The following is a 25,966-nucleotide window of genomic DNA, read 5'->3' on the forward strand; positions in this document are numbered from 1 at the left end:
TCGCCCACACCGTTTTTACGCGTGCCATGTCTTGACAGACGCATGGACGCCCTGGCCGGGACTCGTGCACTCCTCGTCGTCGCCTGTCTCCTGCTCGCTGGGTGTACTGGCCTGGCCGGCGACGATTCCGTCGATCGAGAGGCCTACGGCGTCGACGAACCAGTCCAACCCGACGAGAGTCCCGACGTCGCTGGCCTCGGAGCGGACAACGTCACCAACTGGATCGCGCTCTGGTCCGGTCACGTCGGCTATCTCGAGGGGACGTCGTACGAAGCGACCGCCGAGGTAACGTATGTCGACCCAAACGGGACGGTACTCGAGACCAGGCGATCGAAAGCAGTCGTCACCGGAACCGGTCCCGAACGAATCACAGTCGAGCGTACCGAGCACGACCCCGAGACGAACGAGACGGCGACGCGAACGATCGATCAGTGGGTCGATGATAACGGAGCCGCACACCGCCTGACCGAGGAGAATCGAACGACAGTCAACTCCGGGCCCCTGGTTTCGGATCCGGCCACCCGACTGCTGTTCGAGCCCGGAGCACTGTTCGACGCCGTCGAGGCAGTGACGCAGACGAGGTCCGACCGAGGAATGCGATACGTCCTGACGGGGAGCGGCAACGTGGTCCCGTACCAGGACGCCGAATTCGCCGTCCTCGTCGCCGACGACGGGTACATCGAGCGACTGGTGCTGCGAGGCAACGGGACGCGACGGGGAGAGCCGGTCGAGGTCACAGTTCACGTCACCGTCGACCGGGTCGGCGAGGTAATCGACCTCGAGCGACCGGACTGGGTCCCCGCGAACACCCGGTAAGAGTGAGCGGCTACAGGGGCACGGCAACCAACCACATATATACTCGCCAGTGCCGCCATACACAAACGCACGACTCGAGCGCTGTGTGTCGAGTTGGCAAACTCGATAGCGAAGTTTTTATATAGAATAGCAAACAATCCATCCATGACTATGTCACAGCAGCAAATGGGCAACCAGCCCCTCATCGTCCTCTCCGACGACAGCCAGCGGACGTCCGGTAAGGACGCACAGTCGATGAACATCACGGCCGGGAAAGCCGTCGCCCAGGCGGTACGCACGACACTCGGCCCGAAGGGGATGGACAAGATGCTCGTCGACTCGACGGGTAACGTCGTCGTCACGAACGACGGCGTCACCCTCCTCACGGAGATGGAGATCGATCACCCCGCCGCCAACATGATCGTCGAAGTCTCCGAGACCCAGGAAGAGGAAGTCGGCGACGGCACCACCTCCGCCGTCGTCGTCGCTGGTGAACTGCTCAAGCGCGCCGAGGACCTCCTCGAGCAGGACATCCACGCCACGACCCTCGCCCAGGGGTACCGCCAGGCCTCCGAAAAGGCCGGCGAGGCCCTCGAAGAGATCGCCATCGACGTCGACGCAGACGACGAGGAGATCCTCGAGCAGATCGCCGCGACGGCGATGACCGGCAAGGGCGCCGAGAACGCGAAGGACCTCCTCTCGGAGCTCGTCGTCCGCGCAGTTCAGACCGTCGCCGACGAGGACGGCGTCGACACGGACAACGTCAAGGTCGAGAAGGTCGTCGGCGGCTCCGTCGAGAACTCCGAACTCGTCGAAGGCGTCATCATCGACAAAGAGCGCGTCAGCGACAGCATGCCGTACTTCGCCGAGGACGCTAACGTCGCCCTCATCGACGGCGCCCTCGAGATCAAGGAGACCGAGATCGACGCCGAAGTCAACGTCACCGACCCCGATCAGCTCCAGCAGTTCCTCGAGCAGGAAGAGGCCCAGCTCAAGGAGATGGTCGACCAGCTCGTCGACGTCGGCGCCGACGTCGTCTTCGTCGACGGCGGCATCGACGACATGGCCCAGCACTACCTCGCCGAGGAGGGCATCATCGCGCTCCGCCGGGTCAAGTCCAGCGACATGAACCGTCTGGCTCGCTCGACCGGCGCTCGAGCCGTCAACAGCGTCGAGGATCTCACCGAGGACCACCTCGGCTTCGCGGGTAGCGTCGCCCAGAAAGACGTCGCCGGCGACCAGCGCCTCTTCGTCGAGGACGTCGAGGACGCGAAGGCCGTCACCCTCATCCTCCGTGGCGGCACCGAACACGTCATCGACGAGATCGACCGCGCCATCGAGGACTCCCTGGGCGTCGTCCGCACGACGCTCGAGGACGGCAAGGTCGTCGCCGGCGGCGGCGCACCCGAGGTCGAACTCTCACTGGCCCTGCGCGACTTCGCCGACTCCGTCGGTGGCCGCGAACAGCTGGCCATCGAGGCGTTCGCGGACGCGCTCGAGGTCATCCCGCGCACCCTCGCCGAGAACGCCGGACTCGACCCCATCGACTCTCTGGTCGAGCTCCGCAGCGCCCACGACGGCGGCGACACGGCCGCCGGACTGGACGCCTACACGGGCGAGACGATCGACATGGCCGAGGAGGGCGTCTACGAGCCCCTGCGCGTGAAGACTCAGGCCATCGAGTCGGCCACCGAGGCCGCGGTCATGCTGCTGCGCATCGACGACGTGATCGCCGCCGGCGAACTGAAGGGCGGTAGCAGCGACGACGACGGCGACGACGAGATGCCACCCGGCGGCGGTATGGGTGGCGGCATGGGCGGCATGGGCGGTATGGGTGGAATGGGCGGCGCGATGTAAGCGCTCCAGGCGCCAAATCCCACCTACCATCGCTCTCGAGTAACGCACGCGGAGTCGGCCCGTATTTTCCGTTTTTTCGCACCGGACAGCGGCGTTTGATGTCCTCGGTCTGCCGACGACCCACTCGAGACGTAACTATAGAGTGTATAGCTAGAAAATCTGGCCGCTAATGGAATCCTCGAGCGCGCAGCACCTACGCTCGCGGTGGTCGCCTCAAATCTGTCGCTCGAGCGCCGCCGCCAGCCGATCGTAAAATCCCGGTTCGTACTTCGTCGCGGCGTCGATCGTCGGACGGGCGTTCGTCTCGTTGACGACGGCCTCCCCGGTATCCGACACGAGGAGGTCGACCCCCAGGAACGGAATCTCGAGGTCGTCCGCAACCGCGAGCGCGAGGTCCCGGAGGTCGCCGGGCAAATCGACGCCCGTGGCCTGCCCACCGCGGTGGACGTTGTGCTTCCATCGCCCGTCGGCTCGAGCGCCCTCGGGAAGTTGTCGCTCGACTGCGCCAACGTACTCGCCCTCGAGGACCATCACGCGGTAGTCGCTCGCGCCGGGCACGTACTCCTGCACGAGAAAGGACTTGTCGCCAGTCGCCCGGTAGTCGTGGACCAGCGAGAGGTACTCACAGATCCCAAGAAACGAGTCGAGGTCGTGAGCTTTCGCGACGCCGACACCGCGAGTCGTCGAGTTCGGCTTGACGACCACGGGTGGGTCGAAGCGCTCGAAGACGGCCGTCAGTTCCTCGTCGTCGACTGGATTGGAGACGTAGACGGTGTCGGGAACCGGGAGGCCAGCGCGCTCGAGGCGGGCGAGGACGCCCGCCTTGTTCCGGGACGTGACGACGGACTCGAGGTCGTTGAGCCAGGGCACCTTAAGCAGGGCGTCGGCGACGCCGCCTTCCATCAGCCGGCCGGGGTAGACGAAGCCGAGGTCGTACTCGTCGGGGGTCCAGGGCGGTTCCCTTAGCGGAACGGTTCGTTCGCGAACCGGCACGTGGTGGCAGGTGATCCCTCGTTCGGCGAGGGGCTCGCACATGCGTTCGAAGGTCTCCTGCCGGTTGGCGACGGCGAGGTCGATCATACCGGTAGTGGGTGTGAGTCGGTAAAAGGTCCAGCGCCTCGCCGGTCACGGACGGGTCAGTAATCGTAGTCGAGTCAGTAACACTCCCGGAGGACGGCCTCGAGCTCCTCGGTGGTCGCCTCGAGTCCGGGTGGCGCGTTGCCCATGAACGAATCCTCGATGATCGCCTCGGCCACCGCGGGGAACGCCTCGAGTTCGGGGCCGTCGACGTTGCGCAACCGCGACGGGAGCGAGAGCGCGTCGCGAACGTTCTCGACCGCCTTAATCACCGCTTCGGCGGGGTCGCCATCGTGTTCAGGGGCAAGTGCTTCGGCCAGCAGCTCGCGCCGGGCGTCGACGCGGTCGAAGAGATATCGAAGGACTCGCGGAGCGACGATGGCGTGGGCGGCACCCTGCTGGACGTCGTAGGTGCGGGTCAACCCGTGACCGAACGCGTGGATAATCGAGAGCGTCGTCTCCCCGGGTCTCGAGACGCCGTACTGGACGAGTGCGATGCCCTCGACGACCGGCTTCAGCAGAGTCTCGTCGACGGGTTGCTCGCCGAGTGCTTCCAGTCCGTCACGGAGCAACCGCAGGCCGCGCATCGCCGTCGCGTCGGTGATCGGGGTTGCATTGCGGGCATACAGTGTCTCGAGGCCCTTGTCGAAACCGTTCATCCCGGACGCCGCGAGGATCGGCTTCGGCGTCGTCGCGAACAGTGTCGGGTCGTACGCGACCGCCCGCGGCATCAGTCGCCGGTCGGCGACGCCGCCGCTCGCCGGTTCGTCGACCAGCCCCGACTCGGGCGAGGCGGTGACGCCGGCCACCTGCGACTGCTCGGCGCCCGCGAGCGTCGTCGGCACCGCGACGACTGGCGGCAGCGATCCGTCGGGGACCGAGATCGAGTCGGTTTCGACGAGTTCCCGGCCGACGGCGGCGGGATCGCGGTCGTCCGCGGCGAGGACGGCGATCACCGTCGCCACGTCGAGACTGCTGCCACCGCCTAGGCCGACGAGGACGTCCGCGTCGCACGCGCGCATCGCCTCGAGGCCGTCGACGGCCGTCGACAGGCGCTTGCTCGCGGTCGTCTCCGCGAAGATGCCCGCCAGCCGCTCTCCCAGCCCCCGCGTGACGGGGTCGATCACCTCGGGCGTACTGCCCACCGTCGATCCGCAGACGACGAGCGCCCGGTCGAACCCCTGCTGGGCGAGTTCGTCCGAGAGGGCGTCGACACAGTCCGTGCCGAACCGCAGCACGCCCGGCTCGTATTCGAACCGAAACTGGTCGTCGTGCGCCACGTCAGTTCGCCCCCGCCCCGGCCCCGACCGTCTCGGGATCGAACTCGGGAAGCTGTGCCTCGATTCGGTCGCGCTCGCTTTCCAGCCATTCCGGGAGCATCAGTCCCGAGCCCAAGTCGTCGATGTCCTCATCGACGGTGAATCCGGGTTCCGTCGTCGCCATCTCGAAGAGGACGCCGCCGGGTTCGCGGGAGTAGATCGAGCGGAAGTATTTGCGATCGATAATCTCGGTCACGTTCTGGCCGTGGTCGGCGAACGCCTCCCGCCAGCGTTCCTGTTCCTCGAGGTCGGCCGCCTCGAACGCGACGTGGTGGACGGTCCCAACGCCCATTCGCCCACGTCCCGCGTCGGTTTCGACGAGGTCGACTATCGAACCCGGACCCGAACTCGAGCCCGGCTCCGAACCATCACCCGCCGGGCGGTAGCGGCGACGGCCATCCGCTTCAGCCTCGAGTTCGAACCCGAGAACGTCCGTGAGGACCGACGCAGTCGGCCCGAACGCCGGGACGGCGAGCGTGACGCTGTGGAACCCGCGGGCCTGGTACTCCGCCGGAACGGGGCTCTCCGGCCACGGCTGTGCGTCGGCTTCAAAGGCCTGTTCCGAGGCCACGAACTCGAGGCCGATTCCGTCCGGGTCGTCGAATTCTAGAACAGGCTCACCGAATCGTTCGACCTGGTCGACCTCGACGCCCGCCGACTCGAGGCGGTCGATCCAGTACTCGACCGAGTCGGGAGGAATCTGGTAGGCGGTGTCCCGGGTCTGCCCCGCGCCGAACTGGCCCCGTCGGCCGCTGTCGGTCCAGGGGAAGAACGTGATGTTCGTCCCGGGTGTCCCCTCCCCGTCGCCAAAGTAAAAGTGGTACGTGCCCGTGTCGTCGTGGTTGACCGTCCGCTTGACGAATCGCAGTCCCAGCGTCTCGACGTAGAACTCGGCGTTTCGTTGCGGATCGCCCGCGATAGCGGTCACGTGGTGAATTCCCGGCGTGGTCGGTTTCATTGTACGCTCAGTAGGGGCTGGAGGTACGTATGGGTTGTTCGGACGTCGACGTTATCGGGTGACGAGGCGGTTAGCACCGGACGTCGGCGTCGCCGAATCGTTATTGGGGCGGCCCGTGAAGGACTCACATGACCTGCCCGTACCTGGAGTACCACGATGAGGCCGACGGTCGACAGTTCGACCAGCCGCGGGCGTACTGCACCGCCGCCGAGCGGTTCGTCCAGCCGATGCGCGCCGACGTCTGCAACGACCGGTACGCCCTCGAGCACGAGGCTCACTGCGAGATTTACCGCGAGCACGTCGAGGTGCCGGAGCCGTGAGCTACGCGGAGTACCTCGTCGGTGAGCCGCTGATCGTCACCGCGGCGCTGACCGGCGGCGTCCACGGCAAGGAGGCGAACCCGAACCTCCCGGAGACGCCCGAGGAGATCGGGCGCGCCGCCGCGGCCGCCGAAGAGGCGGGCGCCGCCGTGGTCCACCTCCACGCCCGGAAGCCGAACGGCGAACGCTCGTTTTCCACCCAGCGATTCCAGGCCATCGACGACGCGGTGCGAGCGCACGCTAACGACGTCGTTATCCAGCACTCCACCGGCGGAACCGGCGCCCCGACCGCGGACCGCCACCTGCCGCTTCGCACGGATCCGCCGCCTGAGATGGCGTCACTCGACATGGGGCCGCTCAATCGGTACGATCACCTGACGAGCGAGAACACCCGCGGCACGGTCGACGCCCTCCACGATGAAATGCGAGACCGCGGGATCAAACCGGAACTCGAGGTGTTCAACGACGGCCACCTCAACGAGGTCCACGGACTGCTCGAGCGCCGCGACCTGGCCGACCCGGTGTACGCCACGCTCATCTTCGGTGGCGGCACGCTCACGCGACCCCGGCCGCGAAACCTGCTGAACGCCGTCTCCAACCTCCCCGATGGGGCACTCTTCAACACGCTCGGATTCGGTCGTCACCAGCTGCCACTCACGACGATGGGCATCCTCCTCGGCGGACACGTCCGGGTCGGCCTCGAGGACAACGTCTACTACCGCCAGGGCGAACTCGCGACGAGCAACGCCCAGCTGGTCGAGCGAGTGGTTCGGATCGCAGGGGAACTCGAACGAGAAGTCGCGACGCCGGCGCAGGCACGGGAGATTCTTGGACTGTAGACGGGGGCTCGAGTGTTGGTCCGCTGGCCTCGAGTGAGGAGTGATCGCTCGGTAGAGAGTGGAGCATCAATAGCCGTCGTTGTCCTGGAGGTCCGGGAGTTCCACTGTCCACTCCCGGAACCGGGTGTTCAGGGGGAACACGTCCGAGACGACGAGTGGGAGATGGAGCCCGACCGCAACGATCAGCAGTCCGAGATTCGCCCACATCGAGTCGTACGAGACGACGCCGATTTCGAACGAGGTTTCGAAGATCGGCCAGAACGGTTCGATCGGTTCGGCCCAGTCCGATGCGAGGGCGTCCGCCAGCAGGTGACCGAGTCCGCCCAGTGTGAGCCCACCGATTACGAAGGCATAGATCGTTTCCCGGCTCACGACCTCTCCCTCGGAGATGTGCCACCATCGTCGGAGCAGCGGACTGAGCACAGCGGCGAGGAGATACCCGGCGACGACGGCGAACCCGACTACGAACACCACGGTATGGGTAACGCCGTGGTGTTTCACCGGGAGGCCGAGTGCTTGCAACGTGAGATCGATGTCCGGCAGGCGCGACGTCACCAGGACGAACGCGATAAATGCGACGCTCGTCCGTCCATCCCAGAGAATCCACGCGGGCAGTGCGAAGAGCAACCCGACAGCAACGTGTCCCAGTGGTTGTACCATCTGATCGCCCTAGCGTCTACTGAAGGGAGCTACCGAGGGAGTTGGTACTCTCGACTCGCCATTCTCTCGGTCACTGTCGCAGAATGTTCGATCCATCCGCGTGGAAAGTCATGGTGAAAAGTAATAAGTGACAACGTTGCCACTGCCATTGTGACGAAATAGCAGTCTGTGACACGAATTCTCCGTATTCAGGGAGGTCTGTATCGGCCGCTTCCGCGCTCGAGAGGCGACTGATTCAAAACGGCCTGCAATCGATGCCACCTGAAGCAGTTATCCCGCTCGAGCATCGAGAACCGATATGCAGTGGTGCGACCAGCCAACTGGATTATCCGGAGGCGATGGTGTGAGCGCCCGGAACCGAAGCCAGGAGGGACACGTGGTGTGACCGACGACCTACCCCCAGCCGGACACCTCTCACCGCTCGCCACGCTCGTCGACGAGGTGCTCGCGGGCGTCGGGTACGAGGTGGCGGCCGCCATCGACGCCATCGACGACGCTGCCCCCGGGCACGGCGGTCTCTTCGACCCCGCGATCACCCCGGCCGAGTTGCGTCGCGCACTCGAACGCCTGCTGGCGTCGGGACTCACCCGGCCGCCCGTCCCCGAACCGACGAGCGACACGTTCGTCCTCTACGTCGACGGCAGTTCACGTGGCAACCCCGGCCCCGCAGGGGCGGGCGCCGTCATCGTGGACGCTTCGGGGGACCAGCTCGCCCGTCTCGGCCGCCCCGTCGGCTCACGGACGGGAAACAACACCGCCGAGTACGTCGCTCTCCAGCTTGGGCTCTCCGAACTGTTGGCTCGCTACGAGCCACGCCGGCTGGACGTGCGCATCGATTCGATGACGGTCATCCGAGACGTCTGGGGCGGCGAGGACCCGACAGAACCGGGCGTCGAGACGTACAGCGAGGCCGTCACGGCGGCACTCTCGAGCATCCCGGACCACCAGTACACGCACCTGGCCGACAGCGACCCGAACCCCGCCGACGCACTGGCGACAGTGGGGGCCGATATCGCGGCCTTCGGGCCTGGATAACAGTTGATCCTCTCAGACAGAAAAGTCGACACCCGAGAAAGCGACCGCTCGAGCACCCGAACCCGCCGAAAATCGAGGACTCGATCAGGAAATCAGCTGCTCTTCGCCGCGCTCGACGACGATCCGGCACGGGGGCGTGATCTTGTTGTACGCCCGGCGGAACGCGTCCTTCGCGAAGTCGGCGTCCTCGACGTCACACCAGACGGTGAAGAGGCGCTCGCCGCGCTGGATGCGGGCGGCGGTGCCGACGATCTTCCCGAACGACTGGCGCATCCCGTCGGAGACACGGTCTGCGCCCGCACCCGTCGCCTGCTTGTTCTCTCGCAGGACCTGGTGGGGGAACTTCCGGAGGATCATCTTGTACTGGAACTCGCCGGCGTTCTTGATCATGTGACGGTTCGCCGAGAGGCGGGCCGCCTCGAGGCTCCCGTGGCGGATCTGGCACTCCTCGTCGACGACGAGGCTGATCTGGACGGGGTAGTCCTCGGGCTCGGCGCTGGTGTCGCCCATCTTGTGCTGGGCGACCTTCGAACCGGGGATCCCGGTGATGTACTCGCGTCGCGTGTAGGCCGGCTTGTCGATTTGCCGGTACATCGAGGCAGGTTTGTCGGACATGGTTACTTGGTGGGAACGAGGCCCACCGCGGGAATAAAGGCTTCGAACCGTCCCTGCGGTACCGTCGGGTGTGATAGGCCGGGATTCGGTCCGGGACTCCCAATCGTCCCGCCGGTTCGATCCTGCGGAACGCGAGCCGGTTCGACCGAAATACGTCCCACCGACTGCCGATCGACGGCGCGTTTAAGGGGACTGCCCCGGTAGTCACTGTCATGACGAGTTTCCGGATCGGGTCGCTGTTTGGCATTCCCATCAAACTCGACGTCACCTTTCTCCTGGTGCTCCCCTTTTTCGCGTACTTGATCGGGGTCCAGATCGAGCCAGTCGTCGACCTCCTGAACGAGGTGATGGGCGCAGGCATCTCGAGCGAGGCCATCACCACCGGTACGACGCCGTGGGTACTCGGCCTCGTGGCCGCGATTGGGCTCTTCGTCGGCGTCGTGCTCCACGAACTCGGCCACTCGCTGACGGCCCAGCGCTTTGGCTTTCCGATCGAGTCGATCACCCTCTGGCTGCTCGGCGGTCTCGCGGCGCTCTCGGAGATGCCCGAGGACTGGCGCCAGGAACTGGCGATCGCGATCGCCGGGCCGATCGTCTCCGTCCTCGTCGGATTCGCCTCCTACGGTCTCTTTACCGTGACGCCGGCGTCGCTCGACGGCGTACGCTTCGTGCTCGGCTACCTGGCCGTGCTCAACGTCGGCTTGGCGATCTTCAACATGGTCCCCGCGTTCCCGATGGACGGGGGACGGGTGCTCCGCGCGCTGCTGGCGCGCAACCAGCCCTACGCCAGAGCGACCCAGCAGGCCGCGAGCGTCGGTAAACTGTTCGCCGTGCTCATGGCCCTCTTCGGCGTGCTGACCTTTCGAGTGCTGCTCATCGCCGTGGCCTTCTTCGTCTACATCGCCGCCTCCGGCGAGTCCCGGCAGGTGACGATGAAGGCCGCCTTCGAGGGCGTCACCGTCTCGGACATCATGACGCCAGCGACGGACCTCCACACCGTAGCCCCCGAGACGAGCGTCGCCGACCTCATCCGCCGCATGTTCAGCGAACGCCACACCGGCTACCCCGTCCTTGAGGACGGCTACCTCGTCGGCCTGGTCACTCTCTCGGACGCCCGGGACGTCAAACCCGTCGAGCGCGACGCCTTCACCGTCTCGGACGTGATGAGCACCGAGTTGAAGACCATCGAACCGAACGCCGACGCGATGACGGCCCTCGAGCGGATGCAACAGGACGACATCGGTCGGCTCCTGGTCGTCGACGGCGGGGGCGAGGGCGACCTCGTTGGCCTGATCACGCGGACGGACCTGATGACCGCGCTGAACATCATCCGCGAAAGCGGGGCGTTGAACCCGGCAGCCGAGGTCAGTACGGCCGACTGACGGCTCGCGGGGTAGAAGCCCACGAACCATGTGGCCGAGCGGTGTCAGGCTCCCTTCTCGAGAAATGCCACGTAGTGTACCTCGCGCTTGAGCGTCTCCACGAGCGTCCAGGGCGTCCCGATCGTGGCCTCCCGTAACCGGTCGGGCGAACACAGCAGGAAGTGCAGCGTCGGGCCGACCAGTTGCGAGCCGTCGCCCGTCGGGAGATACTCGAAGTGAAAACACCGATGGGCGACCCCGTCGCAGGGGTCGGACCGGTATCCCAGGAACGACTCGTCGAGGCCTCGCGGATCGTAGTTGTCGACCGCCGCGAGCGCGCGGTCGTCGGTTACTCGAGCGAATTCCTCGAGAAGCGCCGAAATCCCCTCGAGGGAGCCGCCGAGGCCGAGCTGGGTTCCCACGCACTGGAGTGATCGGAAGTGCCCGTTCTCGAACGGGAGATTGAACATGTCCCCGACCAGCACGTCGTCCGCATCGCGCGCTCGAGCGGTCGCGACGGCCCATCGGTCGACGTCGATTCCTGTCGTCACGCACCCTCGATCCTGAAACCAGCGGACATGCTGGCCAGACCCGCACCCCACGTCGAGCACCGGGTCGCCCTGGGCGGCGAGTCGCTCGAGGCGTTCGACCGTCTGATCGGCCCATTTGGATCGCGGCTGGAAGTAGAATCCCTCGATATTACCGTCCCGAGTACGGGGTCCGTCGCGATAGCGGAGGGTTCCACAGACCCCGCGATGGTAATCGTACATCGCCCGACCGAGCGGATCGCTCGCTCGCTGTGGGTCGATCGCCATGCTCGAGACGACGGCCCATGTGATAATAAAATCATGATGATATGTGTCCCCGAGTAACGTGTGGCACGTCACCAACCAACACGTATTCGCCATCGCCGGCCGAACCGCTCACCGGTGCCTCGAGGTCGCCCGGTCAGTTCGTCGTTCGTGAACTCGTTCTCGTCCTCCGTCCGTCATCGATTTAGGCTCGCCGCTCGAACCGACGAGTATGCGAGTCGAGTTCGACGAAGAGACGTGCATCGGGATGTACCAGTGCGTCGCCGAGTGGAGCGCCTTCGAGAAGGACAAGTCGGCGGGAAAAGCCATCCTGCTGGAATCTGAGGAGGTCGAAGACGGCATCTTCGCCCGCGACGTACCCGAAGACGCCGAACTCGACGCGAAGTTCGCCGCCCGGACCTGCCCCGTCGACGCGATCAGGATCTACGACGACGGCGAGCAACTGATCCCCTGACGACGCCGTCGCTCGAGAGTGCGTCGTCGGCCAAGAAATCGTCGTGGTGTGCGACCGCGACTTACTCGTCGAGGTGCTCGATGCCCTTCTTCGAGACGTTCGCCTCGGTGATATCGCTCGGCATCCAGTCCGGCTTGTCGTCCGGCGCCTCTTCCTCCCAGGCCCAGCCGTCGTAGATGTGGACCTTCTCCGTCCCTTTTTCGCGGAGTCGGAGTTCGACGCGGTCGGCGCTGTCCTCGCTACTTCCGGGATCGAGCCGTCGGGCGGCCTTCAACGCGGCCTGTCGGGGCGTGTTGCCCGAGAAGACACTCGATTCGTCGCCGCCGTTTTCGCGCAGTGCAAAGTTTCGCTTACCGTCTTCACGTACCATGGTTTTCGACCTCCGTGTCAACCCAGCACACGGTCTACTATAAAGATATCCCCCAAAACCGGACGACGGCGCCGGTATCTTTAAGTGGGTAGCGAACACCACCTTTCGGCAAGACTCGTAGACGACGCCGTGGTAAGCGAACTGACTGATTTACTCTCCCGTGTGAACGCGAGACAGTGGTTGTGGCGTAGAAAACACTTAAGTATATCCTACGGCGAAGTTCGTTCTAGAAACCCGCGATGGTACGGAAAAAGAAGCTGAGTCCAAGCGGTGCGAAAGACGACGACGGCAACTATCACAACGTTCACCTGAACCTCCACGAAGACGAACTCGCGGTCGCGGGCATGGATATCGGCGACGAGGTATTCGTCCGCGTCAGGGACGGCAAGATCATCATCCAGAAAGCCGACGAGGACGACGTCGAACACGAATTCTAACGCACGCTGCCGGCCCGGATCGACTCGCTCTCGAGCGCGTCGCTCGTCGTCGAGTATGCAGTCGATACACCCAGGCGGTTGTCATCGCAGGGTGGTGGTTATATTCTCCTCGTTGGTGTACCTCTGGAGAGAGTGGGCTATCGAACGGGTACGCCGACGCCGCGTCGACTCCTCGGCGCCGAGAGATCGGCTACGATTGGAACCGTTCCCCGCCCGCATCGTCTGAACCAAATCGACCGAAACCCGGCCGTGACTGACGGCGGCGCTAAAGACCACGTGCCAGGTTCCAGGTGCCAGCTCCCGCAGGTTACCACGCGACTCCCCACCCCCACACCCACACCGTGACACACACACGCTCACCGAACCTCTCCGGGTACGCAATCGACTGGTTTCGCGAGCACGACCGGGAGTCGTTTCTGGACCTCTACGCGACCGTCTTCGGCCGCCAGCGAAGCGGCGAGTGGTTTCGGTGGAAGTACGAGGCCAACCCGTACGTCGATCACGTCCCCATCGCCGTCGCGAGGCGACAGCCTTCGGGGACCGTCGTCGGCTGTCGCGCCTACTTCCCGCTCGAGGTCAACGTCGACGGCGAGACCCACCTCGCGTTCCAGCCCTGCGATACGATGGTCCATCCGGATCACCGCCGCCGCGGTCTGTTCACGGCGATGAACCGCTGGGGCCTAGAGCGATACGACGACGACGGGCCGGCCTTCTTCTTCAACTTCCCGAACGCGCAATCGAAGCCGGGGAACGAACGACTCGGCTGGCGCCCGGTCGGAACCGTCCCGATGTACTACCGGGTCCAGAATCCCGTGGCGGTCCTCGCTCGATGGCTCCGGGCGGTCGATTCGACGGACGACTTCCGCGTACCGATAACCGACGATTCAGCCGGTCCAGCCAACACGAACGCCGACCTCGAGTCGACCGAGCAGTCGGCGACGAGGGAATCGATGGGGCCACCAGCTGCGTTCGCCCGTGGCCTCACGAGGGCCGTGACGACGGGTCACCGACTCGGTGATCGACTGCTCGCACGGTGGTCACTGCTCGACGCAGACGTCGACGTGACCGTCGAGCGCTACGACCAGGCACCAGTTGGAACGCTCGATACGCTCGCACGCCGGTCGCGGTCGGACGGCGTTCACGTCCGTCGGTCGTCGACGTTCTACCGGTGGCGACTGGACAATCCCCTCCACGAGTACGTGACCGTTCTCGCGAGGCGAGCGGACACCGGGCTCCCGATCGCCGCGATGATCGTCTCGCCACAGGACGACCACGTCCGGCTGGTGGACACCCTCCCGCACGGCGTCGACGCGAACGACCCCGCCGTGCCGGCGCTCGAACAGTTGCTCCTCGCGGTGCTCGAGGACTATCGAGAGAAGCCGTTTCTCACGGCGTTCGGCGACGTCCTTCCCGACCCCCTCCGGTACAGATTCCTCCCGGACACTCGGGCGCCCCTGCGACCGATCCTGCGGCCGACCACGCGAACGCTGTACGCCCGCGGGCTCGACGACGACGTGAGTCGGCGACTCGCCTCGAGTACGATCGACGACTGGCACGTGTCGCGGCTGGATCTGGATACGACGTGAACCGGTCTAGAGGAAGCGCAGGTCGCGGCGATTCACTCCGCCAGCGCCTCGAGGTCGAACTCGAAGCCGGCGACGGGGACCTCGAGGTCGTGCTCGACGAGGACCTCCGGATGCAGTTCCCCGATGACGCCGACTTCCTCGCCGTCGATCACGACGGCCGCCGTCCGACCGGGGATGTACGACGGATGCTGCGTCGGTGGCGTCTCGAGGTCGCCGCCGAAGCTTCGGACGAGTGCTTGCAGACGAGACTTGGCGTCCTCGTAGGCGGCATCGTGACGAGCGAGGACAGCACCGACGTACCGCCCCTCGCCGACGCCCGTGTTCTCGGCGTCGTCGACCCGCGCGGCGAACCCGATCTCGGCCAGGTCCTGGGGGTACCGTCGGTGGGTGTTGTTCTCGAGGACCATCAGCAGCGAGGGCGTGACCCACGTGCGGAGCATCGTGTAGTCCTCGCTGTAGGGGCCCTTGATCGTCGCGGGCTCGCCGGCGCCGTAAGCGTCGTCGTTGGGTGCGAGCCCCATCCGGTCGAAGTTCTCGCCCTCGCTGATCATGTGGAAGTTCAGCAGGTCCTGGAAGCCGAGGCCGACCAGTCGGGTCCGAGCGGCGTTCTCGAGGCGGGAGCGCTCGTGGCGGCCGCCGATGGTCCCCACGTCGGGGTAGCGCGGCTCGAGGTCGTTGAAGCCGTAGGCGCGCCCGAGGTCGTCGATGACGTCGAGCGGGTGGAGAACGTCGACGCGGTAGGGCGGGATGGTGACCTCGTAGGTGAGCCCCTCGTGTTCGCCACTCTCGCCGTCTTCGTCTCCTTCTTCGCCCTCGCCGTCTTCGGCTCCCGCGGTTCCCGCAGGTTCCGCGGGTTCTGACCGGTCGGATCGCTCCGCTTCGAGGCCCGACCGTTCGGCCAGGTCGATCACCTGCTCGGGCTCGAGGTCGATCCCGAGGATGGACTCGATGCGGGCGTGGGGAACGGTCTTGGTCTTGGTCGAGAAGTCGGGCCGGACGACCGTGCGCCCGCCGGACGTCGTCCGGCTCCGTTTCGAGTCCGCGTTCGCGGACTCGCTGTCTGGATACTCGACCGCCACCTCCTCCACCGTTGCGCCGCGGGCCGACAGCGCGTAGCAGACGATGTTGAGCATCCGGTCGATCGTCCACTGGTCGGTGCCCGTCATCTCGACGAAGAGGTCTCGAGAGTCAGTCGAGACCTCGGTCCGGCGGCCGTTGATCACCGGCGGGAACGAGAACAGGCCCAGATCGTCGTAGATCGCCGGGTAGCGCTCGTACTCGCTCACGAGGTCGGCGTACGTCTGGCCGGTCTGGTGTTCCTCGAGCACCTCGGCGGGCGTCAGCTCCTGGTCCGAATCGAGGGGCACGAAGCGGTCCTCGTCGGGTTCGACGCCGACGTACTCGATGGTGGGGTTGCCCTCGGTCGCCGCGCTCCCTTTGAGCATGGTGAGGTCGTGAATCCCGATGGCCCCCTTCGCTCGCTTACGGCCCATCGTCGCGTGCAGTTTCTCCTGGAGCTGGATCAGCGACTCGAGGGCCGCCTCGTCCAGGTCGACGTCCCGGATCACTGCGCCCGTGACGTACGGGCGCTCGTCGGGCACGGAGTCGTCGACGACGATGGTCCAGTCGTGGGCGTTCGTCGTCGGGACGTACACCCCCCGGGCGTCGCCGTACTGGTAGCGAAGCGAGCGGGCGACCCCCTCGACCGACAGGCGGTCGAGGCGGTCCGGGGCGAACTCGAGTTCGAACTCCCCCTCGTCCGTCCGGCCCTCGTACTCGAGGCCGAGGCCGAACAGGTCCGATTTGAGGTCGTCGTCGCCTTTCTCGTCGTGGCCGGTCAGTTCGCGCAGTTCGTCGGGATCGATTTCGACCGTGGGCATCAGTAAGTCACCTCCGTCTCGCGCAGCAGTTCCAGGTCACACAGCGTCCCGTGGATGTCCCGGATGTCCTCGAAGCCGTACATCAACATGAGCAGGCGCTCTAAGGCGAGCCCCCAGGCCATCACGTCACACTCGACGCCCAGCGGTTCCAGCATCTCCTCGCGGAAGATGCCGGAGTTGCCGATTTCCACCATCTCGCCCGTCGTCGGGTGCGTGCCGAACAGCTCGAAGCTCGGCTCCGTGTAGGGGTTGTAGTGGGGTTTGAACTCGATGTCCGTGATCCCGAACTGGGCGTAGAACTCCTCGAAGGTGCCCATCAGGTCCCGCACGGACAGGTTCTCGGCCATCACCCAGCCCTCGATCTGGAAGAACTCCAGTAAGTGGGTCGGGTCCAGCGTGTCGTTCCGGTAGACCTTCTCCACGCTGAAGTACCGCTGTGGCGGCTCGAGGTCGCCGATCTGGTGGCCCGACAGGTATCGCGCCGAGAGCGAGGTCGTGTGCCCCCGCAGCGCGATGGCGCGCGCGAAGTCCTCGTCCCACGGTGAGTTGTATCCCTCGCCGTCCTCGCCGATGCCCTCGCGGTGGGCGCGCTCGACGCGCTCGACGAGGTCCTCGGGGAGGGAGTCGATGTGGGTCGGGTGCTCGAGGGCGAACCGGTCCCAGTGCGTTCGTGCCGGGTGGTCCTGGGGCATGAACAGGCAGTCGTTGATCCAGAAGTCCGCGTCCGCGTGGGGGCCGTCCATCTCCTGGAAGCCCATGCCGACGAGGGTGTTCTTGACCCGTTCGGCCGTCTGGCGCAGGATGTGGACGCTGCCGCCGTCGACGGGCGCCGCGTCGGCCTCGACGTTGTACGCGGAGAACTCGGCGTCGCGCCAGTCGCCACTGGTCAGGAGGTTCGGGGTAACCTGGCCGACCGTCTCGGCCGTCTCGATGCCCGCCATCAATTCCGTGACACCCGTTTCGGTGAGCGTCGCCTCACGGACGGTCGACTCGCTGCGCTCGAGCAGGCCTCGCCGCTCGAGGTGCTCGAGGGTGTCGTCGTCGATCTCTCCCGAGCTGTCCTCGCTGTCGCCGTCAGCCAGCGCCTCGAGCGCCGCCGCCTCGTCGTCTGATCCGGGATCGGCGTCGGGATCGGTCGTAATCTCGCCGCCGTCGATCGCACCGTACCCCTTGCGCGCGTAGTTCGACAGCGCGATGTTGACCTGCGGGCCCTCGAGTCCGGACTGGCCGATGACGCGGCCCATCTCGACAGCCCCGTCGTCGGCCCCGGCCGCGAGGGCGGCCTCGTAGAGGCGCACCTCGGGGAGGCCGTCGGCGGCGTACTCGCGACCCTCGTCCGTGAGGGCGATCGTTTCGTCGACTCGCTCGGTGACGTCGACCAGTCCCGCCTCCTCGAGTTCGAAGACCGCGCCGGTGACGGTCTCGGGGGGCAGGTCGGTCGCGTCGGCGAGAGCGTCGACGCTCCGTGCCTCGTCTGCGCTCGCGGCCTGGACGACCGCGGCCTGTGGTGTGGGTAGCTGCATTCGCTTGCTCGTATGACTGGGTGTCGGTCAGTTAGCGGTTCCGAAGTCGCGGCCCCAACAACGTGAGTCGAGGCGTCGTCCGACCGGTTTCGACTCGAGGATGGTCGCCACCTCGAGGTCCACCGACCGGTTACCGGGTAAAAAAGCCGAATCCCGCGCGGCGAGTCGGCTGAGCGTCGGTGCGGGCACGCGGTCGGGATTCGGGTGCCATACCCGCTACTGCGGCGAGTTGTGGCAAAAGCGTTGTGGTCAGGAGAGCGCGCGCTCGACCGCCGCGGCGACGCTGCGGGCCTTTTCGGCGAGTTCCGGCGAGATCTGGCCGTCGGCCGACGCCGCCTCGAGTTCGTCCTCGTCGACGACCGCGACCGAACCGTCGGTCCAGCGGACCACGTCGACGTGGAGGTCGACGTACCGAGCGCTGTCGGGAAACAGCTCGACGGGGGTACAGACGTTCACGTAGGTGCCCTTCGTCGTCCCGTCGGCCGCCTCGTACGTCGTCGGGTACCACCAGCGACCCTCCTTGAGCTTCGTGATCGCCACGTCGCCGTCCTCGATGGGGACCTCGAGGGCGTCGTAGGTCCCGCCCCCACGCATGGCGCGCTCGAGTGTCAGGCTGCCGTCCTCGCTCCAGTCGGTGACCTCGCCGGTCCCGAGGGTGATGAGTCGACCGTCGGGCTTGCCGTGACCGAGCGCGAGGCGGTCGCCCGCCGTCGGCCCGAACTGGCGGGAGACGGCGGCGAAGGGGAAGGCCTCCTCACCGGTAGGGTCGGCGACGGCCTCGGCGAAGTCGACGGCCGCGCTCGCCGACCGGTCGCCGGCCTTGATCCGGTGGTGGCCGACCATCGTGGTCTCGGCGGTTCGTCGCACCTCGTCGAGGGCGAACCGCGACTCGCGACCGAACCAGAGCCAGGCGGTCGCCTGCGGGTCGGCGAGACGGGCTGGGTCGCCCGGTTCTCCGGGCACGTCCTCGAGCTGAGTCTCGAGCGTCCGGGCACACGCGGTGGCATTCTCGAGGGCCGCGGTCATCGCCTCCAGATCAGCGTCAGCGGCGCTGCGGTGCCACCGGAGGCCCCACTCGTCGGGAACTTCGACCGGGAGCAGGTCCGTCATGCCGACGAGTTCCTCGGCCCGCGCTCCGTCGAAATCGGCACCGACGCCGTTTCGCTCCCGGGAGAGGGTGCAAAGGCCCCCCTCGACGGCGAATCCCGGTTGCAGGAGAGGGGCGTCGTCGTCCCAGGGCGGCGTCGGCTCGCGGACCTGCAGGCGGTAGCGGTCGCCGGCGTCGACGTAGCCGTCGGCGTCGTCGTATTTCAGGTAGCCCCGTCGTCCGTCACCGAGGGAGACGGGAGCGCCGCGCCCCCCATCGGCCTCGCGGACCGCGCCGTCGAACACCGCTCCTCGAGAGACGGGATCCGCCCAGCGGAACGTGTCGATAGCCAGCGACTCGAGGTGTTCGAGCACGCGGTCGACGCTCTCGGGGTCGCCCGACACCTCGAGTCCCTGGCGGTCGCGGGTCGTCTCGATTCGGACGTCGGCAGGCGCCGTCGGGAAGTCGGTCTCGAACCGCGCGCGGATGGGTTCCGAGGCCTGGACGACCGTGTGGCCGGCCTCGAGGAGCCGCTGGGTCACGGCGGTGGTGTAGATGCCGCGGACGCGAGCGCGAACGTCGATGGCGGTACCTGGATCGGTCGGCCCGTCGGTGCCATTATCCCCCTCGCTCATCGCAGCGTCTCCCGGTCGGCGGCGAATCGGACCCGGTCGTTGATCGAGGGGCCGAGCGTCAGTTCGACGTGCTCCTCGTCGAGCACCCGGCCATCCTCGACGTAGACGCCCCAGGTGTCGAACCGGAGCCAGCCGCGCATCTCGGCGGCGTGGGTGGTCAGGTCGAGCCCCTCCACGGCATGTTTGGGGAACTCGGCGCTCGAGTGAGCCATGTCGAGATCCGAGTAGACGGTGTCGTGGCGCTCGAAGAACGACTCGAGGGCCGCGGCGTCCGTGGCGACGGCCTCGACGACGAGTTCCGAGGCCCGCCGGAGGTCGTCGGTCTCGAGGCCGACCTCCCGGAGGGCCCGTTGGGTTCGCTGATCGAAGTGCATGGACGACGGTTCGCACCGAGAGCGTTTGTGGATTGTGGGTTCGCGGCGAACGGTGACTCGAGTTTGTGCGTTCAGTGGTACGGACCCAACAGCAACAGCGGGCACGGCGGCGGCTCGAGACGGCGGTGACGGCAGCGACGGCTCGTAGTCGGAATCAGTCGTCGGCGTGAGCGCCAGTCAACGAAGAATAGGTGGTGCCGGACGACAGGGACGTCGTCGGCGTCGGGTCGGCGTTGGGTTGGTCGGGTTCGATGCGTTCGGTTTCGGGTTCAAGTTCGTCGTTCTCGAGTCGTTTGGTCTCTTTCTCGAGTGTGCCGGCGATCGCCGGCGGAAGGTTTCGTACGTGTGTTGTGTCCTCCGGGGAGGGCGGCGACGTGAGGAGGACGCCACGGGTGGGTCGAGTCATGGTCGAGGGTGGGCATTCATTCCGCATAAAGCCGATCCTTAAACACCTATTGTCATATAATCTCATATAAGGTATTCGCGTCCACGAACGTATTTGATCGCTGGCTAGTGTATAAGGGATATGGCCAGCAAGCGCGACCCGATCGAACGAGCGGCCGGCTCCTCGGCCGACCTCTACGACGTCTCGACCTGGGAACCTCGCTCGCGACTCGACCGATTCGCCGCCTGGCTGTACGCCGCCATCAGTTACGGACTCCATGCCATCGTACTCGCCGTCGCCCTGTTGATCACGATTTCGCTCCTGGCTTCGCCCACGTTTCTCGTCCTCGACGAGCCGCTCATCGGCGCGTTCTTCGCACTCTCGGTCGTCCCCGCCGCGCTCCTTGCCGCGTACATCTGGTACGCGGACATCACCACGAGCGAACCGCTCTCGCTGCTGGTCAGTACGTTCGTCCTGGCCGTCCTCTTCGCCACGTTCGCCGCCGTCACGAATACGTTCGCCGGCTCCTTCCTCCGGCCAGTCCCCATCGTCGGGACGATTCTCTTCTTCTACCTGGTCGTCGGGCCCGTCGAGGAGGCGGTCAAACTCCTCGCCGTGCGCGTCTTCGCCTTCCGGAGCGACTCCTTCGACGCCGTCATCGACGGCGCCGTCTACGGCGCTGTCGCGGGGCTCGGCTTCGCCGCCATCGAGAACGCCCTCTACATCACCCAGTCCGTCGGCACCGTCGGGGCCGAGACCAGCCTGTTCGCCGCCGCGGGCGGGATCACGACGACCCGCGCGCTCGCCGGCCCCGGCCACGTCATCTACTCCGCCGTCGCCGGCTACTACCTCGGCCTCGCGAAGTTCAACCCGACGAACGCCGGTCCCATCGTCGTCAAAGGGCTCCTCGTCGCCGCGTTCATCCATGCGACGTACAACGTCACCGTCCAGATCGTCCCGCCGGTGATCGCCGCGTTCTGGGGGTTGGGCCCCGCACTCGCGGTGATCGTCTACGTCGTCGTCTACGACGGGCTGGCCGCCTTCTACCTCTACCGGAAACTCAGCCGCTACCGTCGAACCTACCGCGCCGTCCGGGACGACGGCGACGACCACGGCGCGGAGATGACGGAGTTCGAACCGGGGCAGCGCTGAACACGCGGAGTCGGTTCCGCTCCGTTACTGCGTAGCCGCGAGACGGTCGCGCTCGAGGTGCCCCTCGAGCAACCGTTCGACGTACTTCGCGAGGACGTCGACCTCGAGGTGGACGAGGTCGCCGGGGGACTTCTCGGAGAGCGTCGTCAGGTCGTAGGTCGTCGGGATGATCGCCACCGTCACTCGGCCGTCGTCGGTCAGGTCGGCCACGGTGAGGCTGATGCCGTCGAGCGTGATCGATCCCTTCTCGACGACGTAGCGGTCGTAGTTTTCGGGGAGGTCGAACTCGAAGAACCAGTCGTCGCCGACGGACTCGATTCCGGAAACGGTCGCCACCGCGTCGACGTGCCCCTGGACGACGTGGCCGTCGAAGCGACCGTCGGCGGGCATCGCCCGCTCGAGGTTGACCGCATCGCCGACCCCGAGTGAACCGAGGTAGGTCCGCTCGACGGTTTCGCTGGCGAGGAAGACCTCGAACCAGGTGCCGGGATCGAACGCCTCGACGGTCAGGCAGGCGCCGCTGACGCTAATCGACTGTCCGTGTGCGAGGTCCGTGGCGACCTCGTCGGCACCGATACGGAGTCTCAGTCCCTCGTCCGTCTCGGTTCGGTCGACGATTTCGCCCGTCTCCTCGACGATGCCGGTGAACATGCTCGAGACTCGCGCGCTCGCGACCAAATACGTTCCGAATTTGTAATGCATCCCACATTCGTTACGGTGCTCGAGCGGAGTCGTCGTGTTTTTGCCGCTCCTCGACGAATAGTCCCGCAATGGGTGGCCTCATCGATACGATCAAACTCGCCGGTATCCTCGTCTTCGCGATTCCCGCCGGGCTCGCTGGTCTCGAGCTCGCGATGCGGGGAAACACGCTCGTGGGCGGCGCACTCGTCGGCCTGGCGATCATGCTGGTCGTCATCGACCACTACCTGACGACACCTGGCGACATTCCGGGGATGGTCGCGAGTCGTGTGGCCGGAAAGGCGGTTCGGGACCCCGAGGAGTCCGAGGAGTGACGACCAGAGTCCGGGCAAACGCCTCGGCTGAAGGTCCCGGTCGACGTCGACATCGGCGTCGGCACTGACCACCGGCCGAACGGGAGCGTCAGGGGGCAGATTCCGCGATGTCGTCAATCGCGTACACGCGAACGCTCGTCGGCCGCTTCGTAAACTGTCCAAGCAACCGTCCGACGAGGCGGTCGACCCCCGCATCCGCGGCGACGTCGAGCAGTTGCTGACTCACGAGACCGTCGAAGAGCATCGTCGAAACCGAATCGGGCTCTGCCGCCTCGAGCAACGCCTGGGCGTCGCTCGCCTCGCCTTCCTCGAGAATCTCACCGTCGGCGTCGAGGAACCGAACGCGCTCGGTCCCGTTTCGGATCACCTCGGTGGCGTGGTCGTAGACGGTTCGCGATTGTGGCTCCCTGGAATCGGTGGACGTCGCCCCTGATTTGGGAGCGGACTCGGTACCTGAATCCACCGTAGAGCTGTCGTCGACGCCTCCCTCGAGCGACGGTGAATCGGAATCGGAATCGGAATCGGCCCCGAGGCCCGGACTCGAGTCGGGCTGAACCGGACCGTCGGCTGGTGATTCGGTGCTCACCGGCGGCGCGGGCGTCTGGCTGCCGTCGGTCGCGGCGATGGCGTCTCGCGGTTCGTTCGCTCCGGAGACGGATTCGAAGGGGACCTTGTTTCGCAGGGCCGTGAACAGCTGGGTGTGATCGAGATCCTCGACCGAGGTCCCCGCCGGGGCGAAGGTGACGTAGTCGATGTCGCCGACCTGGGAGAGTTCCTCGAAGATTAGATCGCCGCCGCGATCGCCGTCGAGGAACACCGTCACCGTACGGTGGTGGGTGAGTTCCGCGACCGCGTCGGGGACGTTCGTCCCCTCGACAGCGATGGCGTTCTTGACGCCGTACTTGAGCATGGTGAGGACGTCCGACCGTCCCTCGACGACGATGATGGCATCGCTGTCGCCGACCCGTGGCCCGGCCGGCAGGCCCTCGAACTCGGTGATGTCCGCGACGCGGACGTACTCGCGCACCTCCTCGAGGATCTCGTCGGAGGACATGACGGAGTCGTCGAAGCCCGTCCGGAGGAGTTCCTTCGCGCGCTCGACGACGTCCTTGCGTTTCGCTGCGCGAACGTCTTCGATGTCGCCGACCTCGAGGTTTGCCCGGCAAGGACCGACCCGGGTGATCGTCTCGAGGGAGGCCGCGAGCGTGGCGGTCTCGACCTTGTCGAGGCTGGTTGCGATCGTCAGGTGGCCCTGCGACGTTCCGCGAGTGCTGGTGATTTCGACGTCGATGTGCCCGACCTTGCCCGACTGGCGGAGTTCGCGGAGGTCGAGTTCGTCGCCAAGGAGACCCTCGGTCTGGCCGAAGATGGCGCCGACGACGTCGCTGCGCTCGACCACCCCGTCGGCCGTGACGTTCGCCCGGATGAGATATTTTGACGTGTCTTCCATGGGAGATCCGGTCCGCGTGGGACCTGCGGCGCGAACATCGCGCCCGTAGACCGTTTACTCGTATATAGGTACTCGACGGCAAATACCTGTTGACCGGCAGGTTCGCCTCGAGGGGCGGTCGACCCGGCCGTAACGTCGTCTCCCGAGTGACACAGTGACACACCCCCAGTGCCTTGATAGGCACGTCGACTCGAGAGAGCGTATGAGCGAGGAGACGCAGGACACCGGTTCGGGCGCCGAACGGCGTGAGCGAAGCGAACGCGGCGAGCGTTCGGACCACGTGGACGACCACACTCGAGCGCAGGACCTGTCGTCGCTCGAGCCCGAAACCTACTACGACGAGTATGGCGACGACGAGTGGAACCGCCTCGAGGCCACCCTGGGCGGTCACCTCGAGTTCGAGGGCACTACGACCTATCTCGAGCGCTACCTGCCGAACTCGGGTCGCGTCCTCGACGCGGGCGGCGGCGCGGGGCGGTACGCCGTCTGGCTCGCCGAGCGTGGCTATACGGTGACGCTCGCGGACCGCAGCGCTCGCCAATGCGAACTCGCCCGGGAGAAAGCCCACGAGCACGGCGTCGCCGACCGCGTGACAGTCGAACGCGCCGACCTGCGCGCGCTGCCGTTCGCCGACGACCGGTTCGACGCCGTCTGCTGTACCGGCGGGCCGCTCTCCCACCTCACCGACGAGGCCGACCGGGAGCGGGCACTCGCCGAACTCCGCCGCGTCGCCCGGCCCGAGAGCCCCGTCTTCGTCTCCGTCATGGGTCGACTCGCGGTCCTCCAGAACCTCGTCCGCTCCGTGGAGTACGCCCCCGGCGTCCCGGCGATGGTCGAGAGCGGCACCTACGACGCCGACTTCGCCCGCGAACACCTCGCTCACCTCGAGGAACCTGGTTTCACGGCGTGTCACTTCTTCCGGGCCGCAGAGCTCGAGGCCGTCCTCGAGTCGGCCGGATTCGAGGTCGAGGCGCTGGTGGGACTCGAGGGAATTGCGGCGAACGTCGGCGAGCGGCAGGAACTAGAGGACCTCGACCCGGCTACGGTCGAGGCCGTCATCGAGGCCGTTCGCAGCCTGCGGACGGACCCTGCCGTCGTCGACTGGTCGAATCACATCCTGGCGGTTGTTCGAGCCTGAGTGTCCACTATTGTTATCGAAGTATATTACTATAGATAAAATAGTACTGTCGCTGCTTACTCGAGCGGCTCCGTCACCTTCGCGGGATTAGTGGGTTCGGTGAGGCGGACGCGGCCGTCTCCGTGGACGCTGACGCGGTACCCTTCGTAGGTAAACTCGAAGACCCTGTCCTCGAGGTCGGCGCCGCTGTTTCGTAGACGGAACAGAGCGTTGAGGGCATCCGGATCGATGACCTCGTAGATCGGCGGCATCTCGACCAGCGACCGCCCGGAGGCCGCGGCGACCAGGTCGACGATCGTCTCGACCGGCCCCTCCGTCGGATCGAACGACTCGGTGTGTGTGCGCTTCGTTCGATCGACAGTCGCGGAGGGAGGGAGCGAATCGTCAGCGGAATCCATACACGCATCCACTCGAGTCGCCCCCATGTCTCTGGTGCTGATTATATTGACCCTTTAAGTGTGACCTTTCGAGACGGCGTCACGATACCGCGTTCTCGAGGAGAGTGCATGCGGGCACGACGAGTCGATACCTGTGTAGCTGAGGCGGGCCCACACGGCGTTTTGGAGAGCCTCGAGGTGTCAGTAGCGTCCCGAGGACGGACGCAACGTTCAATAGTCGCTGATGAGAACTTTCGAGGTATGAGTTCGCTCCTTCGCCTCGCCGGACTCGGCTTGCTCGCACTCGTGGTCCTCTGGGTCGTACTCGAGGTCGTCGTCGGGATCGTCTCGGCGATCGTCAGCCTCGTGATCAGCCTCGTCGTCCTCGCGGTAGTGATCGCGCTCGCGTACGTGGCTTACACTGCGCTCGCGTAGGCGCCGGAGGACAGGACACGAA

Annotated in this window: 28 protein-coding genes; 13 read left to right on the forward strand and 15 right to left on the reverse strand. The window is 66.1% G+C overall.

All coding sequences use genetic code 11. The annotated features are described in order from the left end of the window. The first annotated feature begins 42 nt into the window (after window positions 1-42). On the forward strand, window positions 43-816 hold the full coding sequence (locus tag J1N60_RS01390; RefSeq protein WP_312910092.1) for a hypothetical protein: 774 nt from the start codon (window positions 43-45) through the stop codon (window positions 814-816). Between the two features lie 165 nt (window positions 817-981). Next, window positions 982-2,652 carry a thermosome subunit alpha gene (thsA, locus tag J1N60_RS01395; RefSeq protein WP_312912635.1) on the forward strand — a complete coding sequence of 557 codons (1,671 nt, stop codon included), beginning with the start codon at window positions 982-984 and terminating at the stop codon, window positions 2,650-2,652. 213 nt (window positions 2,653-2,865) lie between these two features. On the opposite strand, the gene J1N60_RS01400 is transcribed toward thsA, so the two are convergent. The 3 genes from J1N60_RS01400 to J1N60_RS01410 form a co-directional block, all read right to left on the reverse strand. Next, entirely contained in the window at window positions 2,866-3,732 is an 867-nt protein-coding gene (locus J1N60_RS01400; protein WP_312910094.1) for an ATP-grasp domain-containing protein, read from the reverse strand. A gap of 74 nt (window positions 3,733-3,806) precedes the next feature. Then, entirely contained in the window at window positions 3,807-5,009 is a 1,203-nt protein-coding gene (locus J1N60_RS01405) for an iron-containing alcohol dehydrogenase family protein (RefSeq protein ID WP_312910096.1), read from the reverse strand. A 1-nt stretch (window position 5,010) separates the two neighbouring features. Next, window positions 5,011-6,006 carry a ring-cleaving dioxygenase gene (locus J1N60_RS01410; RefSeq protein WP_312910098.1) on the reverse strand — a complete coding sequence of 332 codons (996 nt, stop codon included), beginning with the start codon at window positions 6,004-6,006 and terminating at the stop codon, window positions 5,011-5,013. Window positions 6,007-6,134: 128 nt separating this feature from the next. Here J1N60_RS01410 and J1N60_RS01415 point away from each other — a divergent pair, with 128 nt between their 5' ends. Both J1N60_RS01415 and J1N60_RS01420 read left to right on the forward strand, forming a co-directional pair. Further along, window positions 6,135-6,326 (forward strand): hypothetical protein, encoded by a 192-nt coding sequence (locus tag J1N60_RS01415; RefSeq protein ID WP_312910100.1) that lies wholly within the window; start codon window positions 6,135-6,137, stop codon window positions 6,324-6,326. Beyond that, window positions 6,323-7,165, forward strand: a complete 843-nt coding sequence (locus J1N60_RS01420; RefSeq protein WP_312910102.1) for a beta-keto acid cleavage family enzyme — start codon at window positions 6,323-6,325, stop codon at window positions 7,163-7,165. The genes J1N60_RS01415 and J1N60_RS01420 overlap by 4 nt, the downstream gene beginning before the upstream one ends. 66 nt (window positions 7,166-7,231) lie before the next feature. Here the strand turns inward: J1N60_RS01420 and J1N60_RS01425 are convergent, their stop codons facing one another. Next, window positions 7,232-7,825, reverse strand: coding sequence for a metal-dependent hydrolase (locus tag J1N60_RS01425; RefSeq protein WP_312910104.1), 594 nt, complete (start codon window positions 7,823-7,825; stop codon window positions 7,232-7,234). 381 nt (window positions 7,826-8,206) lie between these two features. Between J1N60_RS01425 and J1N60_RS01430 the strand changes: the two genes are divergently transcribed. After that, complete coding sequence (locus tag J1N60_RS01430) at window positions 8,207-8,860, forward strand: ribonuclease HI family protein (protein ID WP_312910106.1); 654 nt, start codon at window positions 8,207-8,209, stop codon at window positions 8,858-8,860. A gap of 84 nt (window positions 8,861-8,944) precedes the next feature. Here J1N60_RS01430 and J1N60_RS01435 read toward each other — a convergent pair whose 3' ends face one another. Then, a complete protein-coding gene (locus J1N60_RS01435; RefSeq protein ID WP_312910108.1) occupies window positions 8,945-9,475 on the reverse strand; it encodes a 50S ribosomal protein L16 in 531 nt (176 codons plus the stop codon). 212 nt (window positions 9,476-9,687) lie between these two features. Between J1N60_RS01435 and J1N60_RS01440 the strand changes: the two genes are divergently transcribed. Beyond that, window positions 9,688-10,857 (forward strand): CBS domain-containing protein, encoded by a 1,170-nt coding sequence (locus J1N60_RS01440; RefSeq protein ID WP_312910110.1) that lies wholly within the window; start codon window positions 9,688-9,690, stop codon window positions 10,855-10,857. Between the two features lie 44 nt (window positions 10,858-10,901). Here the strand turns inward: J1N60_RS01440 and J1N60_RS01445 are convergent, their stop codons facing one another. Further along, a complete protein-coding gene (locus tag J1N60_RS01445) occupies window positions 10,902-11,651 on the reverse strand; it encodes a class I SAM-dependent methyltransferase (RefSeq protein ID WP_312910112.1) in 750 nt (249 codons plus the stop codon). Between the two features lie 208 nt (window positions 11,652-11,859). Here J1N60_RS01445 and J1N60_RS01450 point away from each other — a divergent pair, with 208 nt between their 5' ends. Further along, window positions 11,860-12,102 (forward strand): ferredoxin, encoded by a 243-nt coding sequence (locus J1N60_RS01450; RefSeq protein ID WP_312910113.1) that lies wholly within the window; start codon window positions 11,860-11,862, stop codon window positions 12,100-12,102. Between the two features lie 61 nt (window positions 12,103-12,163). Here J1N60_RS01450 and J1N60_RS01455 read toward each other — a convergent pair whose 3' ends face one another. Then, window positions 12,164-12,472, reverse strand: a complete 309-nt coding sequence (locus J1N60_RS01455) for a non-histone chromosomal MC1 family protein (RefSeq protein ID WP_253430680.1) — start codon at window positions 12,470-12,472, stop codon at window positions 12,164-12,166. Window positions 12,473-12,711: 239 nt separating this feature from the next. On the opposite strand from J1N60_RS01455, the gene J1N60_RS01460 reads away from it, so the two are divergent. Together J1N60_RS01460 and J1N60_RS01465 are read left to right on the forward strand one after the other, a co-directional pair. Beyond that, a complete protein-coding gene (locus tag J1N60_RS01460; RefSeq protein WP_008013187.1) occupies window positions 12,712-12,909 on the forward strand; it encodes a hypothetical protein in 198 nt (65 codons plus the stop codon). 341 nt (window positions 12,910-13,250) lie between these two features. Then, window positions 13,251-14,495, forward strand: coding sequence for a GNAT family N-acetyltransferase (locus J1N60_RS01465; protein ID WP_312910119.1), 1,245 nt, complete (start codon window positions 13,251-13,253; stop codon window positions 14,493-14,495). Between the two features lie 32 nt (window positions 14,496-14,527). Here the strand turns inward: J1N60_RS01465 and J1N60_RS01470 are convergent, their stop codons facing one another. From J1N60_RS01470 to J1N60_RS01490, 5 genes are all read right to left on the reverse strand, one after another. Then, window positions 14,528-16,375: a tRNA ligase subunit PheS family protein gene (locus tag J1N60_RS01470; protein ID WP_312910120.1), complete on the reverse strand. Its 1,848-nt coding sequence runs from the start codon at window positions 16,373-16,375 to the stop codon at window positions 14,528-14,530. After that, window positions 16,375-17,898, reverse strand: a complete 1,524-nt coding sequence (pheS, locus tag J1N60_RS01475; protein ID WP_312910121.1) for a phenylalanine--tRNA ligase subunit alpha — start codon at window positions 17,896-17,898, stop codon at window positions 16,375-16,377. Before pheS ends, J1N60_RS01470 begins: the two co-directional genes overlap by 1 nt. A 249-nt stretch (window positions 17,899-18,147) precedes the next feature. Beyond that, the gene (locus J1N60_RS01480) at window positions 18,148-19,620 is read right to left on the reverse strand and encodes a DUF402 domain-containing protein (RefSeq protein ID WP_312910122.1); all 1,473 of its coding nucleotides are present in this window, start codon (window positions 19,618-19,620) and stop codon (window positions 18,148-18,150) included. Further along, window positions 19,617-19,994, reverse strand: a complete 378-nt coding sequence (locus tag J1N60_RS01485; protein WP_312910124.1) for a DUF7532 family protein — start codon at window positions 19,992-19,994, stop codon at window positions 19,617-19,619. Before J1N60_RS01485 ends, J1N60_RS01480 begins: the two co-directional genes overlap by 4 nt. A gap of 154 nt (window positions 19,995-20,148) precedes the next feature. Further along, entirely contained in the window at window positions 20,149-20,400 is a 252-nt protein-coding gene (locus tag J1N60_RS01490) for a hypothetical protein (protein WP_312910126.1), read from the reverse strand. 120 nt (window positions 20,401-20,520) lie between these two features. Between J1N60_RS01490 and J1N60_RS01495 the strand changes: the two genes are divergently transcribed. Next, window positions 20,521-21,531 carry a PrsW family intramembrane metalloprotease gene (locus J1N60_RS01495; protein WP_312910127.1) on the forward strand — a complete coding sequence of 337 codons (1,011 nt, stop codon included), beginning with the start codon at window positions 20,521-20,523 and terminating at the stop codon, window positions 21,529-21,531. 24 nt (window positions 21,532-21,555) lie between these two features. Here J1N60_RS01495 and J1N60_RS01500 read toward each other — a convergent pair whose 3' ends face one another. Beyond that, window positions 21,556-22,182, reverse strand: a complete 627-nt coding sequence (locus J1N60_RS01500; RefSeq protein WP_312910129.1) for a riboflavin synthase — start codon at window positions 22,180-22,182, stop codon at window positions 21,556-21,558. Between the two features lie 119 nt (window positions 22,183-22,301). On the opposite strand from J1N60_RS01500, the gene J1N60_RS01505 reads away from it, so the two are divergent. Then, window positions 22,302-22,544, forward strand: a complete 243-nt coding sequence (locus J1N60_RS01505; RefSeq protein WP_312910130.1) for a DUF7533 family protein — start codon at window positions 22,302-22,304, stop codon at window positions 22,542-22,544. Window positions 22,545-22,632: 88 nt separating this feature from the next. Here J1N60_RS01505 and dnaG read toward each other — a convergent pair whose 3' ends face one another. Next, window positions 22,633-23,994, reverse strand: a complete 1,362-nt coding sequence (dnaG, locus tag J1N60_RS01510) for a DNA primase DnaG (RefSeq protein WP_312910132.1) — start codon at window positions 23,992-23,994, stop codon at window positions 22,633-22,635. 202 nt (window positions 23,995-24,196) lie between these two features. Here dnaG and J1N60_RS01515 point away from each other — a divergent pair, with 202 nt between their 5' ends. Beyond that, window positions 24,197-25,132, forward strand: coding sequence for a class I SAM-dependent methyltransferase (locus tag J1N60_RS01515; protein WP_312910134.1), 936 nt, complete (start codon window positions 24,197-24,199; stop codon window positions 25,130-25,132). A gap of 56 nt (window positions 25,133-25,188) precedes the next feature. On the opposite strand, the gene ddfA is transcribed toward J1N60_RS01515, so the two are convergent. After that, window positions 25,189-25,530 carry a DdfA family disk-determining factor gene (gene ddfA / locus J1N60_RS01520; RefSeq protein ID WP_312910136.1) on the reverse strand — a complete coding sequence of 114 codons (342 nt, stop codon included), beginning with the start codon at window positions 25,528-25,530 and terminating at the stop codon, window positions 25,189-25,191. A gap of 240 nt (window positions 25,531-25,770) precedes the next feature. Here ddfA and J1N60_RS01525 point away from each other — a divergent pair, with 240 nt between their 5' ends. Further along, window positions 25,771-25,944 (forward strand): hypothetical protein, encoded by a 174-nt coding sequence (locus J1N60_RS01525; RefSeq protein WP_312910137.1) that lies wholly within the window; start codon window positions 25,771-25,773, stop codon window positions 25,942-25,944. Window positions 25,945-25,966 lie beyond the last annotated feature (22 nt).

This window comes from Natronosalvus caseinilyticus (assembly GCF_017357105.1).
Classification (GTDB): Archaea; Halobacteriota; Halobacteria; order Halobacteriales; family Natrialbaceae; genus Natronosalvus; species Natronosalvus caseinilyticus.

Bases quoted from the DNA above. Each gene is read 5' to 3' on its own strand.
- J1N60_RS01500 (WP_312910129.1), bottom strand. From the start codon at position 22,182: ATGTTCACCGGCATCGTCGAGGAGACGGGCGAAATCGTCGACCGAACC.
- J1N60_RS01455 (WP_253430680.1), bottom strand. From the start codon at position 12,472: ATGGTACGTGAAGACGGTAAGCGAAACTTTGCACTGCGCGAAAACGGC.
- thsA (WP_312912635.1), top strand. From the start codon at position 982: ATGGGCAACCAGCCCCTCATCGTCCTCTCCGACGACAGCCAGCGGACG.
- J1N60_RS01485 (WP_312910124.1), bottom strand. From the start codon at position 19,994: ATGCACTTCGATCAGCGAACCCAACGGGCCCTCCGGGAGGTCGGCCTC.
- dnaG (WP_312910132.1), bottom strand. From the start codon at position 23,994: ATGGAAGACACGTCAAAATATCTCATCCGGGCGAACGTCACGGCCGAC.
- ddfA (WP_312910136.1), bottom strand. From the start codon at position 25,530: ATGGATTCCGCTGACGATTCGCTCCCTCCCTCCGCGACTGTCGATCGA.
- J1N60_RS01440 (WP_312910110.1), top strand. From the start codon at position 9,688: ATGACGAGTTTCCGGATCGGGTCGCTGTTTGGCATTCCCATCAAACTC.
- J1N60_RS01435 (WP_312910108.1), bottom strand. From the start codon at position 9,475: ATGTCCGACAAACCTGCCTCGATGTACCGGCAAATCGACAAGCCGGCC.
- J1N60_RS01480 (WP_312910122.1), bottom strand. From the start codon at position 19,620: ATGAGCGAGGGGGATAATGGCACCGACGGGCCGACCGATCCAGGTACC.
- J1N60_RS01415 (WP_312910100.1), top strand. From the start codon at position 6,135: ATGACCTGCCCGTACCTGGAGTACCACGATGAGGCCGACGGTCGACAG.
- J1N60_RS01470 (WP_312910120.1), bottom strand. From the start codon at position 16,375: ATGCCCACGGTCGAAATCGATCCCGACGAACTGCGCGAACTGACCGGC.
- pheS (WP_312910121.1), bottom strand. From the start codon at position 17,898: ATGCAGCTACCCACACCACAGGCCGCGGTCGTCCAGGCCGCGAGCGCA.
- J1N60_RS01450 (WP_312910113.1), top strand. From the start codon at position 11,860: ATGCGAGTCGAGTTCGACGAAGAGACGTGCATCGGGATGTACCAGTGC.
- J1N60_RS01525 (WP_312910137.1), top strand. From the start codon at position 25,771: ATGAGTTCGCTCCTTCGCCTCGCCGGACTCGGCTTGCTCGCACTCGTG.
- J1N60_RS01410 (WP_312910098.1), bottom strand. From the start codon at position 6,006: ATGAAACCGACCACGCCGGGAATTCACCACGTGACCGCTATCGCGGGC.
- J1N60_RS01505 (WP_312910130.1), top strand. From the start codon at position 22,302: ATGGGTGGCCTCATCGATACGATCAAACTCGCCGGTATCCTCGTCTTC.
- J1N60_RS01425 (WP_312910104.1), bottom strand. From the start codon at position 7,825: ATGGTACAACCACTGGGACACGTTGCTGTCGGGTTGCTCTTCGCACTG.
- J1N60_RS01490 (WP_312910126.1), bottom strand. From the start codon at position 20,400: ATGACTCGACCCACCCGTGGCGTCCTCCTCACGTCGCCGCCCTCCCCG.
- J1N60_RS01460 (WP_008013187.1), top strand. From the start codon at position 12,712: ATGGTACGGAAAAAGAAGCTGAGTCCAAGCGGTGCGAAAGACGACGAC.
- J1N60_RS01390 (WP_312910092.1), top strand. From the start codon at position 43: ATGGACGCCCTGGCCGGGACTCGTGCACTCCTCGTCGTCGCCTGTCTC.
- J1N60_RS01495 (WP_312910127.1), top strand. From the start codon at position 20,521: ATGGCCAGCAAGCGCGACCCGATCGAACGAGCGGCCGGCTCCTCGGCC.
- J1N60_RS01400 (WP_312910094.1), bottom strand. From the start codon at position 3,732: ATGATCGACCTCGCCGTCGCCAACCGGCAGGAGACCTTCGAACGCATG.
- J1N60_RS01515 (WP_312910134.1), top strand. From the start codon at position 24,197: ATGAGCGAGGAGACGCAGGACACCGGTTCGGGCGCCGAACGGCGTGAG.
- J1N60_RS01445 (WP_312910112.1), bottom strand. From the start codon at position 11,651: ATGGCGATCGACCCACAGCGAGCGAGCGATCCGCTCGGTCGGGCGATG.